Source organism: Coprococcus eutactus, assembly GCF_001404675.1.
GTDB lineage: Bacteria > Bacillota > Clostridia > Lachnospirales > Lachnospiraceae > Coprococcus > Coprococcus aceti.
In genome coordinates this window covers 115,947-129,343 of record NZ_CYXU01000002.1, presented here as the reverse complement: position 1 = coordinate 129,343, position 13,397 = coordinate 115,947, and the positions used below count along the sequence as shown (strand labels likewise).

Sequence of the window (13,397 nt, the reverse complement as noted above, 5' to 3'; positions counted from 1 at the left end):
GCCAAATTTCAAGCAGTCAAATTAGTATAAATCACGGATTTTTGAAAGGGGTGATGCCTATTGAATGTTATTGGATCTGCATCCTTTGGGAGCTTTTGAGAGCCTCATATTCGTTGGGTATTGTGAATAGCTTTCTGTCACGTTTTAGGGTATGTTGTATGTAGAAAAAAGAAAGGAGAACGAACACAATGGAGATGAAAAACATATGCGGAAAAATTCCGGTAGAGCTGCATGAAAAGCTAAAACTGGAAGTCGAAGAGTTAGGAATCAGCATACCAAAATACCTTGAAATGGTAATCGAAGAACACATGACAAGAAAAGGAGAAAAGACGAACATGGCAGATTTAAGAACAGTAGCAGTACAGGTAACCGAGGATTTATTTTCCAGACTGAAAGCAGTCCTCGCCAGGAATGGCATGAAACAGAAAGACTTCTTAATCGGGCTTATCGAAGATGCAATCGAAAAAGAAGAAGCCAAATGGAAAGCAGAGTCAGAGGAAGCCGAAGAAACAGAAATGGAAGATCCTGAGACTGCGAAATCAGAACCGGATGAAGAGTCAGCAGAACCTGAAGCAGAAGAGCCTGAGACAGAAGCACTGGAAGCTGAAACAGACGGAGAAATGACAGAACCGGACGAAGCTGAAGCAGATGAAGAGCCGACAGAGCCAGAAAACGAAGAGCCAGCGGAAGCAGAGCCAACAGAACTGGAAACCGAAGAAGCAGAAGAATCTGAGCCAGAGGAAGCGGAATCAGAAGAATAGACATCACAAAACAGAAACCAAGAGACGGAAACGGTGCAGAGAAATCTGCACTGTTTTTTTCACAGCGAAGGGAGGCTGATAGCCGGAACAATTCGATTTTTTGACCTGTTCAGTGGAATCGGAGGATTCCGAGAGGGGCTGCACAGGGCAGGGGGCTTCACCTGTGTCGGACACTGTGAAGCAGATGCATATGCAGACCACAACTACCGGGTGCTGTTTGATACGGAAGGAGAGTGGTTCTGCAATGACGCAAGAAATATTGAAACAGAACGAATGCCGGACTTTGATCTTTTATGTGCGGGATTTCCTTGCCAGGCATTCTCAATCGCTGGACGAAGGGAAGGATTTGCCGATGCAAGAGGAACCCTTTTCTTTGAAGTTGCCAGACTGGTTGCAGACAAACGACCTGCGTATTTTCTCCTTGAAAACGTACCCGGTCTGCTTTCGCATGACAAAGGGCGGACGTTTCACACCATCCTCAGTACGCTATCTGAACTGGGGTATCATGTCGAATGGAAAGTGCTTAACAGCAAGGATTTCGGAGTCCCCCAGTCAAGGAAGCGGGTGTATATTGTCGGATATCTTGATGGAAGATGTGCCGGAAAAATATTACCTTTCCCAAAAGCAAATGGAACAGCTCTTATACAAGTCCATGCTGGCAAACAGGGAGAAAGAGTCTACGCAGAAGAAGGACTGAGCTGCACGCTGACCAGCGGGGCTGGTGGTATGGGCGGCAAGACCGGATTATACGAAGTCGGTATCCCAATCAAGGAAAACACCCGAAAAGGATACAAGATGGCCTACGAGGGGGACAGCATCGATCTCGGATATCCGGGAATCAACAGCCGCAGGGGAAGAGTCGGGCATGAGATCGCCCATACCCTGACGACCGGAAACCAGCAGGGAACACTGCATTTTGTAGATATCTCCCCTCCGCCGCTGGTGACAGACGTTGCAAGATGTCTGAATACCAGACAGGATTCCAGCATCCATAACCACAGGGGCGAAAGTTCCGGGGTGCTGGTGGAAGAACCGCCAAGGGCAGTGCTGACACCGGCCAGGGAAAAAGTCCGCCAGAATGGAAGAAGGATGAAAGAACCGGAAGAGCCAATGTTCACCATTACGGCAACTGACCGTCATGGAGTGATTTACCACGGCAGAATCCGCAGGCTGACGCCAAGGGAGTGTCTGCGGCTGCAGGGATACCGGGATGGTCAGATTTCTAAGATGGAAAAAGAAACATCGGATAACCAGCTTTACAAGCAGGCCGGTAATGGTGTCACTGTCAATGTCATTGAAGCAATAGGCAGAAATTTGAAAGCAGTAGATGAAGAGATCCAAAGCGGCTCACCTGTTCCAGAAGCGAAGGGTGGGTGAAGCAGATCGACCTAAAAGACCAGTATTTTGGTACAGAGATTGAGATGACAGGTATCAGCCGCTATGATGCGGCTGTTGCGATTGGAAGAATGTTCGGAACAGAGCCATATCATATCCGTTCTTACGATTCCTGGTGTGTAAAAGATTCAGATGGAAAAACGTGGAAATTTTCAAGGGACAGCAGTATCGACTGTGAAAGGCTGGCAAATGGTACTGTAATAGATGCCGATGGAGATTATTCGACAGAAATGGTATCCCCGAAATTGGAATATTCGGAAATGGGGAAACTCCAGGAAGTGGTGCGGTGTGTCAAAAACGCAGGTGCTTTTGTCAATTCATCCTGTGGCATGCATGTCCATGTGGACGCATCCAATCATACACCACGGAGTCTGAAAAATGCATTGACGATTATGTACTGCAAAGAGGATATCCTGTTCAAAGCCTTGAATGTACAGACCAGAAGGGAAGATGAGTACTGCCAGAAAGTCCGTCCTATGGTACTGGAGAAGATCCGCAGGATGCCCAACAGCACTATCACAATGGAAAAATTCAAAAGGGCATGGTATGAGGGAAATGACGGAAGCTCCGAGCATTACAACTGGACAAGGTATTATGCATTAAACCTACACGCTGTTTTTTCCAAGGGAACACTGGAATGGCGCTGTTTTGAAAGCACCCTCCATGCAGGAAAAGTCCGGTCGAATATCACACTGGCACTTGCCATATCCGCACAGGCGATCAACCAATCCTGTACCCATGCAAAAAAGACGGAAATAGGGGATAACCCGGCATTTACGTTCCGCACCTTTCTGCTTCGCCTCGGATTGATCGGGGACGAATACAAAAATGTGCGGAAGCATCTGCTTGCCAATCTGGACGGGGATAAGGCATGGCGGTATGACAAAAGTACCTATGCCTGTCTGCAGAATCCAAGACGGACAGACGATGTAAGGTAACAGAATAATGAGAACAGACAGGCCGGGTGGGAACATCCGGCTGTTCTTATGCTAAATGAAGAAAAAGAAGAAAGAGGTAGAAAACATGAAGAATAAATATCGATTCAGGAGGATCCTTTCCGGGATGATGGCCGCAGTTACCATCTTATCCGCAGTCATTTCACCACTGACCGTTTATGCTTCAGAAGAACCAAAAGCGGTAGAACCGCCAGCATATGAATGTGTAAAGGATCTGCTGGATGAAGAGGAAGTGGTAAAAGCCACCGATCTGGAGCTGGAAGTCGGACAGGACTTTGATGTTTCCACGGATTTTACAAATTTGGAAATTAAGGACGAAAGCAAAGTCAAAGTGATATTCCAGAAAGCAGAGAATGACGCCGGGGAGAACTTCAGCACCAGCCATGCAGACACTTACCATGCCGTTTATTATGTGGAGCCAGTCAACCAGAACCACCCGGTTTATCAGATTGGGAGAAATCTGATCGTAAAAGAGCCTGTGACAGCAGCTCAGAGTGAACCGCAGACAGAACAGGCAGTTACCGAAGAGGATACAGGTTCTGATGATGAGGAAGCTGCCTCGCAGGAAGAAACTGAGACAGTGCCTGTAGAGACAGAAATTGTTGAGCCGGAGACAGCTGAATCTGAAACAGAGGAAGCGGAGACAGAAGAACCGGAAGAAAAAGAATCCGAATTTCAGGATGGACTTTCTGAATCCGAGTTTGATGCCGCATTAGAGGAATCCGAAACGGAAAATACAACCGATGCAGAATCCGGGCTGACACTCAGCGATGTTCTGGAGCAGGCAGGGGAACAGGATATTGACCTGATAGCAATGGAAGATGGGGAAACCGTTTCATTCACCGCAGTCAATACCAGTACAAGAGCAACCCAGGACGTGGATGTGACAAGAGGGACTGCATACTATTATGCAGACTACGGTCTGGGCTCCTATGTAACCTATAAATATACCGTTAAATTTGGAAATGTGTCTGCAACTGCCTACTGTGTGCAGCCATCCAAAGCGGGACCTGGGGATGGTGTTTACAAGATCACCAAACTGGGTGACAGCAAAGCACTGGCAAAAGTGTGCTACTACGGAACCAAAGCATCCGGTGAAAATGGATTTTTTTCTGAGAAACATCCTGATTTTTCAGCCGGAAAACAGTTTATCATTGTCCATCTGGCAGCATCCTATGCAAATAACAGCGGTGACGCTTTTTCTGGTACGAATGCAACCGGACAGGCTCTGGCAATGGAACTCTACAATTACTGCATGAGCCAGCCGGAGATCCCGGAAGTGGACATGAGTTTCTCCAATGCAGATGTTACCGCATATATCAGTGGCAACAGCCAGAGAACCGAAGAGATCACCTTCAAGGCATCCGAACTGCAGACCATCACCATGAAACTGCCGTCCGGTGTCAGACTGCATAATGTGACAACGGGAAAAACAAGCAGTGCAGGTGCATCCGTGGAGATCTGCGGCGGTACCAAATTCTACTTATCTGCACCGCTGACACAGGCAGTGGATGTCAAAGGGGAATGGTCTGTCACCATGAAGGGAAGCATCATCAAAGATTATTCCGCTTATAAGATCACAACCGGAAGCGAGACACAGGACCTTGCCCTGGTATTTGGCGAGGGTGTGACCGATGAGAAATATGTAGATTTTAAAGTATCATGGGTAAAACAGGCAACTCTGGAGATCGTAAAGAAAGACCGTAAGAGCAACAAAGCCATCGCAGGTGCAGTTTATGGCGTTTACAGTGACAAGGATGGAAAGAACCTGATCACAAAGATGCCGGCCACAGATGACAACGGAGCTTCCAGCGTTACGATCACCAAAACACAGGATACCGTATACCTGAAAGAGATCTCCGTACCAAACGGATACCTGCTGGACACTAAGGCTTACGATGTGAACCTGGTCATCGGCGGCACTGTAAAACAGACCGTTACTGATGCTGAACAGATGGCAAGCCTGACTGTTTATAAATTAGGAGAAGTTCTGACTGGGGCAAAGGTAACTGATGATGGTGTTTCCTTTGTTTATACCGAGCAGAAACAGAAAGGTGCGGTTTATAACGTTTATGCCGCGTCGGACATTGTATCCGCAGACGGAACAGTAGTCTACAAAAAAGACGCATTAGTCAAAGCCGGACTTACCACCGGAGATGACGGAAGTGCCACACTGGATAATCTATATCTGGGGAAATATGTAGTAAAAGAAATGCAGGCACCACAAAATCTGGTATGCACAGGCGAAAGCCAGGAGATCACCATTTCCTATGCTGGAAGCAACGTAGAAAAGGTCATGGGAAGCGTGACATTCAAAAATGACCGCCAGAAAGCAAGCGTAAGTGTATACAAGCAGGATAAGGAAACCAGGAAATACCTTCCGGGCGGCACTTATGGTCTGTATGCCGGAAATGACATCAAAGCAGCGGACGGAACCATTGTGGTCAAGAAAGATACTCTCATTGAGAAAGCAGTGACCGGAACAGACGGAAAAGCCGTATATCAGGCAGACCTGCCGATAGCCAACAGCTACTACATGAAAGAGCTGGGTGCACCAGCTGGATATGTGAGAAACGGCGAGGATGTGTACTCCTTTACCTTCCAGTACACAACAGACAAAGAGGCAACGGTTTCTTTCAACCATACGTTCCAGAATGAGCGGATCAATGCGAAGATCAAACTGGTAAAAGAGGATTCCGAAACCGGAAAGACCGCACAGGGAGATGCAACCCTTGAGGGTGCTGTTTACGGATTGTATGCCCGTGAAGATATCGTACATCCAGATGGACAGACAGGTGTTCTTTACCCGGCAGGAACACAGATTGCAACCCTGACTACGGATACAGAGGGAAATGCAGAAGTCGCAGACCTCTATCTCGGAAAGTATTACGTTAAAGAACTGACTCCGCCTGTCGGATATCTGGCAGACCCGGGAGAACATGATCTGGAGTGTAATGACGAGGGAGATCTGGTTCAGACGGTAGAACGTACCGTAACTTCTCTGGAAGATGTGATCAAACAGCCGTTTCAGGTCATCAAAGCCGCCAACAACGGAAAGACCGATGCCGATCTGTTAAAAGGTGTGGGATTCAGTGCATATCTGGAGAGCAGCCTGAAGAAAAATAAGGACGGTTCCTATGATTTTACATCCGCTACTCCGGTCGTGCTGACTGCAGACGGACAGACAGAAATGTTCACGGATGAGCGTGGATATGCATGCTCCATTCCGCTTGCATACGGGACTTACATTGTAAGAGAAACCACCACACCGCACAACTTCAAACCAGTTGATGATTTCAAAGTTGTGATTTCAGAGAACAATCCAGAGAAACCGCAGGTATGGCGTGTGCTTCTGGACGAAGAGTTTGAAGCAAAATTAAAAATCGTCAAAAAAGATGACGAGACAAAGAAATCTGTTCTGGTTCCGAATACTGAATTTAAAGTATACGATCTGGATAACAAGAAATATGTAGAACAAGTGACTACTTATCCATCCACTACGGTACATAAATCCTATTTTACGGATGAAAACGGATACCTGATCCTGCCACAGAATCTGGCTTGTGGAAATTACCGCATCGAAGAAGTGACTGCACCAGATGGATATACCCACAGCACCAATACCGTGGAAATCAAGGTAGACAGTGATACCGCATACCAGGAAGATCCGGTCAGCGGTGACCTGATCATCGAGGTGGATTTTGAGAACCACCCAGCTAAGGGCAGACTGACCATCCGCAAAGAAGGCGAAGTAGTCAAAGGTTTTGATAAAGACTTTACTTATGAGGAAGCCAGCCTTGCAGGAGCCGTGTTTGAAGTTTACGCCTCCGAGGATATCTATACCGCAGACCATCAGACAGATGAGAACGGCAACCGTTATCTGGAATATGCCAAGGACACACTGGTGGCAACGGTAACGACCGATGAAACCGGAAGTGCCGTAATCGAGAATCTTCCGCTCGGAAAATACCGTGTAGAAGAGAAAAAAGCACCGGAAGGATACACCTGGAATGCCAAAGGAGAAAAGGTAACCTTTACCTATGTCGGACAGGATACCCCGGTTGTAGACGAAGAAGTGACATTTACCAATGAACGCCAGAAGGTAAGCATCACCGTGGAAAAACAGGATGCAGAAACCGGAAGCGTGGTAGCTAGAGCCGTCTTTGGTCTTTATAATAAGAATGAGATCAAATCCGGTGACAATGTAATCGTGAAAGCGGACACCTTATTACAGGAGATTACAAGCGATGAAAAGGGACAGGCACACTTCACCCTGGACCTGCCGCTTGGAACTTATTATGTAAAAGAAATTTCTGCACCGGACGGTTTTGTATCCTCTGATGAGGTACTGGAATTTGATGCCACCTATCGGGGACAGGACATCCAAACCATTAAACTGAAATCGATTAAGAAGAACCAGCCGACGACCATCGAGGTGACAAAATCCGATCTGACAACAGGCGTGGAGTTGAACGGAGCATCCCTTTCTGTTCTGGATGAGGATGGAAACGTGATCGACAGCTGGACTTCCGTAAAGGATGAGCCTCATGTGATCAAATATCTGACTGTTGGAAAAACCTATATCCTCCGTGAATCCCTTGCACCGCTTGGTTATTTAAAGACTACGGATGTGAAATTCACCATCGAGGATACCGCAGAAATACAGAAAGTGGAAATGCAGGACCATGTACCGAAAGCACTGCTGATCGTAAACAAGAAGGGCGAATTCCTCGATAAGATCACCCTGCTGGATAACGTCAAAGGTGTTGTGGAACATTTCTTTGAGTACATTACAGGAAGCCTGACAGACGTTACCTTCGAAATCCGTGCTGCCGAAGATATCAAAGCAGCTGATGGCGTAAGCCCGGACTATTATTCCAAGGACGAACTGGTAGCAACTGTAACTACCGATGCAAACGGTGTTGCAGAAGTATCTGACCTTCCGGTTGGAAAATATTATGTCAAAGAGGTAGGCACAGCATATGGTTATATCCTGGATGAAGAACCACGATATGTAGATCTTTCCTACCGCGATCAGGATACCCCGGTTGTCGTATACGATGAGGACTGGCAGAACAACCGCCAGAAGGTGAAAGTGAACGTCCTGAAGAAAGAAAAGGATACCGACCGTGTATTAAAAGGCGGCATCTTTGGATTGTACACTAGGAACGACATCCTGTCCGCATCTGGAAAGGTGCTGATGGAAGCAGATACCCTGATCGAGTTAAAAACAACAGATGTAGATGGAAAGATTTCCTTTATTGCAGACCTGCCGATTGACGGAACCTATTATGTGAAGGAGCTGTATGCACCGGATGGATTTGTCACCACCGGAGAAGAAAAGGAATTTGTTTTTGAGTACCAGGGAGACAAAGAAGCAGAAGTGTCCTATGAGTTCGTATTTGAAGATGAGCCGACAACCGTGGAACTTTCCAAAACCGATCTGACCACAGGCGAGGAACTGCCGGGAGCCAGATTACAGCTGACGGATGAAAACGGGGCTGTTGTTGAGGAATGGACATCCACCAAGGAGCCGCACATCATCAAAGAATTGGTTGTAGGAAAATCGTACACCCTGACAGAAACCAAGCCAGCCGATGGATATGCCACTGCGGAAAGCATCACATTCACCGTGGAGAATACTGTAGAGATCCAGAAACAGGTAATGGAAGATGATGTGACCAAAGTGGAGATCAGCAAAACGGATATTACCGGAGATAATGAGATCGAAGGAGCCAAACTGACCATCACAGATGAAAATGGCAATATCGTAGAAACCTGGACTTCCGGTAAAGAGCCGCATTATATCGAAAAACTTCCAATCGGTAAATACACCCTGAAAGAAGAGCAGGCTCCAAACGGTTATGTCGTTTCGGAAGAGATCACCTTCGAGGTGGCAGACACCGCAGAGATCCAGAAGGTAGCCATGAAAGATGATACCGCAAAGGGACGTCTGATCATTGAGAAAACGGACAAGGATACCGGAGCTGCACTGAAAGGTGCGGAATTTGAATTGAGGGATGCCGATGGCAAAGTGGTAGAAACCCTGACCACTGATGAAAACGGTCATGCAACCAGCGGACTGCTTGCAATCGGAACTTATAAGGATGGCAAATTTGATAAGGCAGCCATTTATTATCTGGTTGAGACCAAAGCACCGGAAGGATATCAGATGGATGAGACCAAGCATGAAGTGACATTTACTTATGTAGATGACAAAACCCCAGTGATTGAAGTCATCCAGAAAGTGACGAACGAGAAGCTGCCGGAGGACACCCCGTCTGTAAGTAACCCGAAAACAGGCGATGACACCAACCTCTGGTTTCCGGCCCTGTGCCTGATCCTTTCCACAGGCGGTCTGATCGGCATGGGTGTGGCATCCAGAAGAAAGAAGAAAAAAGGAGGCAGATAGGCTGAAACAATTATATTTTGCGTATGGAAGCAACATGGATCTGGACCAGATGGCATATCGGTGCCCAAAGGCGGAGATGGTAGAAACCGTCCGCCTGGAGGGGTATCGGCTGACCTTTGCAGCCGCAGGAAGCGGTCTTGCCACCATCTTCCCGGAAGAGGGAAGCCATGTGGACGGCGTCCTCTGGTCACTGACCGGGGACTGCGAAAAGAGCCTGGATCTTTATGAAGGCTATCCTGATTTTTACGACAAACAGGAAATCACCGTCAAGAATAAAGGCGGAAGAGAGATCAAAGCCATTGTCTATATCATGACAAAAGATTACATGCAGAACTTTAATCCGCCCGGACGGTCGTACCTGACCGGAATCTTAAAGGGCTGCAGACAGAACCAGATTCCGACAGAGCCGATCCTGAAAGCAGCCAGAAAACCGCCTGTGCCGGGACAGACGCAGAAAAGCCGGCCAAAGAAGCAGAGGAAAGCCGGACAGGAACGATGAAAATCGCGAAAAAACTTTTTCAAACGGTATGCCTTGCAGCACTTTTCTTAAGTGCCGGGTTCCTGCTTTACCATATGGTATATCTCCCAATGGAGAACAAAAAGCTGGTGGCAGAGCTGAAAGGGAATTTCCCGGAGCCGGAAGCTCCGGGAGCCTCAGGCTCTGAAAAGAAAGACCAACCAGCTGGGAGAAAATGCCCGGTGGCTGCGGTAGACCTTGTTTCTCTCCAGGAACAATACCCGGATGTGCAGGGATGGCTGACCATACCGGATACCGGGATTGATTACCCGGTGCTTCAGTCCGAACAGGAGAATGGGGAGTTTTACCTGAAACGGAATTACAAAAAGGAATATGACATCAACGGAAGCCTGTTTTTACAGGCAGACTGTAAAGTGTCCGAAAGCAGGAATCTCATCATTTACGGTCACAACATGAACAGCGGGGCGATGTTCGGAAACCTGGACTTATATGCAGGGGAAGATTATTATAACGCCCATCGTTTTGCTTATCTTCAGACAGAGGACGGCATTCAGGAGTATAAGATTGTCACGGTACTGAAAGCAGACCGGAATCTGTTCCCGTTCCAGCAGAAACTTCCAGATGTGGTGGCCGTGCAAGAGTACCTAAAAGTAGCCAAGCGGAGGGAAGTGTTCGAAACCGGAGATGATTACCTGAAGTGTATATACGATAAGGTTTTGACGCTCGTCACGTGTTCATATGAATGGAGCGGTGCCAGGAATATCGTCCTGGCGGTGCCGGTTTCCGGGGCAGTGTGGAGTCAGAAGTGTTCGTAAGTACCCGAAAAGTGCAGAAAATGAGACAAATAATGACCGCATGGGCAGGGATGTGTTCAAAACAGGGGAGTATATAAAGGGTGTATGCCAGGTGTATTCAGATGGAAAATGTGTTCAAAAGTGGAAACTTTGGTAAATACTCTACGGAATATCAGCGAATGCTCTAACGAAAAGTGTCTGAAAGCCCCCAAAAAGTGTAGAAAATGAGACAAATGATGACCGCACAGACTGGGAAGTGTTCAAAACAGGGGGATTATGTAAGGGTGTGTGTTGGTAGTATTCAGGTGGAAAAAAGTGTCTGAACGTACTAGAAAAGTGCAGAATGTGAGACAGTTCATAATCCAGATCCGACAGGAAGTGTTCCAAAAAGGAGTGCTTTCTGCTGGATCTATTTAGTTTATAACGAGCAGCGAGTTTTGACTCGTTGGAAAGGATGGTAATAATTATGAAACGATTTTATACAGCAGAATCCGTAACGGAAGGACATCCGGATAAGCTCTGCGACTTAATTGCAGACAGTATTCTGGATGCGTGTCTGAAAGAGGACGAAAATTCCAAGGTGGCCTGCGAAGTGCTGGCTACTAAAGGGAACATCATTGTGGCAGGAGAGATCACCAGCCGATATGAGCCACAGGTGTTTGAAATCGTCAGAAAGGTGTTGGAGAGTGCAGGCTATGAAGCAGATGGAATCCATATGGATGCCCTCATCCACAAACAGAGTCCGGATATCGCCGGGGCAGTGGAACGTTCCAGAGAACGCAGGACAGGGACTGTTTCTGTTCAGAGCGGACTTGCCAATGGAGCCGGGGATCAGGGAATCATGGTGGGATACGCCTGCGATGATACGCCGCAGCTTATGCCGATGCCAGTGGTTCTGGCGAACCGCATCGTAAGAGAACTGTCTGCAAGCCGTAGAAGCGGATATATCATGGGAATCCTGCCGGACGGAAAAGCACAGGTGACCGTGGAATATGAAGATGACAGACCTGTCCGTCTGGATACGGTCGTTGTGTCCTGTCAGCATGAAAAGGAAAAATCCCTTCGGAAGCTGGAGCATGAGATCCGGGAGAAAGTGCTGCGCCCGGCACTCCGCATGCTGCCGCCGGATGAGGATACCAAGATCCTGATTAATCCATCGGGCAGATTTGTGTGCGGAGGTCTGGATGCAGACACCGGACTGACCGGAAGGAAGCTGATGGTGGATACCTACGGTGGCCTGGTACCGCATGGCGGCGGTGCATTTTCCGGGAAGGACTGTTCCAAAGTTGACCGATCCGGGGCGTATATGGCTCGTTACATCGCCAAAAACATGGTGGCTGCCGGACTTGCCAGCCGATGTCAGGTGTCCCTTGCCTATGCCATCGGGGTTGCCCAGCCAGTCATGGTGCAGGTGGATACCTTTGGAACCGGAAAGATTTGTGCGGATGACTGCCTCGCTGCAGCGATCCCTCTGGTGTTCGGGCTTACCCCAAGCCAGATCTGTGACACCCTGCACCTGAAGCGGCCAATCTACCGACAGAGTGCCGTGTTCGGGCATTTTGGAAGAAAGGAATTCCCGTGGGAGAAAACGGATAAGGCAGAGCAGCTCCGGGATACCGTGATGTAATGCCGTGGATTCCGGAAGAAGAGATCAAACGGGCAAGGGAAATCACCGCCATTGAGTACCTGAAGAAATACCAGCCGAACCGCCTGAAAAAATCTTCAGCCAGAAATGAATGGGAGCTGACAGACCACGATAGCTTTAAAATCAACGAGCTCACCAGCCAGTGGCACTGGAAATCCAGAGATATCGGGGGAACCAGTGCCTTAAATTTCCTGATCCATGTAGATGGGTGTTCCTTTCTGGAGGCAGTGCAAATGCTGAAAGATGAGTATCCCACCTACATCCCTCCGCCTGTGGAGACAAAGCCCAAAAAGCTGTTTGTCCTGCCGCCAGCCAGCCCGGACTGCCGCAGGGTGTTCCGATATCTGAAAGAGCGCGGAATCAGTGGAGAGGTCTTACAGCAGTGTGTTCATCTGGAAATCCTCTATGAGAGCCTGCCCTATCACAATGCTGTGTTCGTAGGCCGGGACGAAAATCAGGTGGCAAGATATGCTTTCCTGCGTGGGATTTACGATGCCAGCGGAAAGGCTTTTAAGATGGAACAGGCTGGAAGCGAAAAGGCATACGCTTTTTGTGTTCCGGCACAAACAGGATGCAGACGGGTTGCCGTTTATGAAGCCTGTGTGGATGTGCTGGCGCACATGACACTGGAACAGGGAAGCCGGGATAAGTACCGTCTGGAGCTTGGCGGGATCAGTGCACCAAAAGAAGGGCAGAGCCAGCGGAGTATGAAAAAGCCGCAGGCACTGGAACATTTTCTGTCCCAGCACCCGGAGATTACCGAGATTGAAGTATGTACCGACAATGACTTTGCCGGACGGTGGGCGTGTGAACATATCCGAAAAGCCTACGAGGGAAGCTATCGGATCATCGAGAACCTGCCGGAGATCGAAGGGGCAGACTGGGCAGATATGGCAAAGATGGCTGCCCGAACACCGGAGAAACGGCAGAGAAAGGAAGTGAGGTGATGCCTATCA

At 48.2% G+C, this 13,397-nt stretch carries 8 protein-coding genes; all 8 read left to right on the top strand.

Features of this window, described 5'->3' with window-relative positions; genetic code table 11:
- The first annotated feature begins 188 nt into the window (after positions 1-188).
- The 8 genes from ARA78_RS04980 (at position 189) to ARA78_RS04945 (ending at position 13,388) form a co-directional block, all read left to right on the top strand.
- The gene (locus ARA78_RS04980; protein ID WP_055155765.1) at positions 189-761 is read left to right on the top strand and encodes a hypothetical protein; all 573 of its coding nucleotides are present in this window, start codon (positions 189-191) and stop codon (positions 759-761) included.
- Positions 762-836: 75 nt separating this feature from the next.
- Complete coding sequence (gene dcm, locus ARA78_RS04975) at positions 837-2,138, top strand: DNA (cytosine-5-)-methyltransferase (protein WP_179963262.1); 1,302 nt, start codon at positions 837-839, stop codon at positions 2,136-2,138.
- A gap of 5 nt (positions 2,139-2,143) precedes the next feature.
- Positions 2,144-3,094: an amidoligase family protein gene (locus ARA78_RS04970; protein WP_081026292.1), complete on the top strand. Its 951-nt coding sequence runs from the start codon at positions 2,144-2,146 to the stop codon at positions 3,092-3,094.
- An 85-nt stretch (positions 3,095-3,179) separates the two neighbouring features.
- Positions 3,180-9,524, top strand: a complete 6,345-nt coding sequence (locus ARA78_RS04965; RefSeq protein ID WP_055155806.1) for an LPXTG cell wall anchor domain-containing protein — start codon at positions 3,180-3,182, stop codon at positions 9,522-9,524.
- A gap of 1 nt (position 9,525) precedes the next feature.
- The gene (locus ARA78_RS04960; protein ID WP_081026291.1) at positions 9,526-10,023 is read left to right on the top strand and encodes a gamma-glutamylcyclotransferase family protein; all 498 of its coding nucleotides are present in this window, start codon (positions 9,526-9,528) and stop codon (positions 10,021-10,023) included.
- On the top strand, positions 10,020-10,817 hold the full coding sequence (locus ARA78_RS04955; protein ID WP_055155767.1) for a class B sortase: 798 nt from the start codon (positions 10,020-10,022) through the stop codon (positions 10,815-10,817). The genes ARA78_RS04960 and ARA78_RS04955 overlap by 4 nt, the downstream gene beginning before the upstream one ends.
- A gap of 445 nt (positions 10,818-11,262) precedes the next feature.
- Entirely contained in the window at positions 11,263-12,423 is a 1,161-nt protein-coding gene (gene metK, locus ARA78_RS04950) for a methionine adenosyltransferase (RefSeq protein ID WP_055155768.1), read from the top strand.
- Positions 12,423-13,388 carry a DUF3991 domain-containing protein gene (locus ARA78_RS04945; protein ID WP_055155769.1) on the top strand — a complete coding sequence of 322 codons (966 nt, stop codon included), beginning with the start codon at positions 12,423-12,425 and terminating at the stop codon, positions 13,386-13,388. Before metK ends, ARA78_RS04945 begins: the two co-directional genes overlap by 1 nt.
- Positions 13,389-13,397 lie beyond the last annotated feature (9 nt).

Bases quoted from the DNA above. Each gene is read 5' to 3' on its own strand.
- ARA78_RS04955 (WP_055155767.1), top strand. From the start codon at position 10,020: ATGAAAATCGCGAAAAAACTTTTTCAAACGGTATGCCTTGCAGCACTT.
- ARA78_RS04980 (WP_055155765.1), top strand. From the start codon at position 189: ATGGAGATGAAAAACATATGCGGAAAAATTCCGGTAGAGCTGCATGAA.
- metK (WP_055155768.1), top strand. From the start codon at position 11,263: ATGAAACGATTTTATACAGCAGAATCCGTAACGGAAGGACATCCGGAT.
- ARA78_RS04965 (WP_055155806.1), top strand. From the start codon at position 3,180: ATGAAGAATAAATATCGATTCAGGAGGATCCTTTCCGGGATGATGGCC.
- ARA78_RS04945 (WP_055155769.1), top strand. From the start codon at position 12,423: ATGCCGTGGATTCCGGAAGAAGAGATCAAACGGGCAAGGGAAATCACC.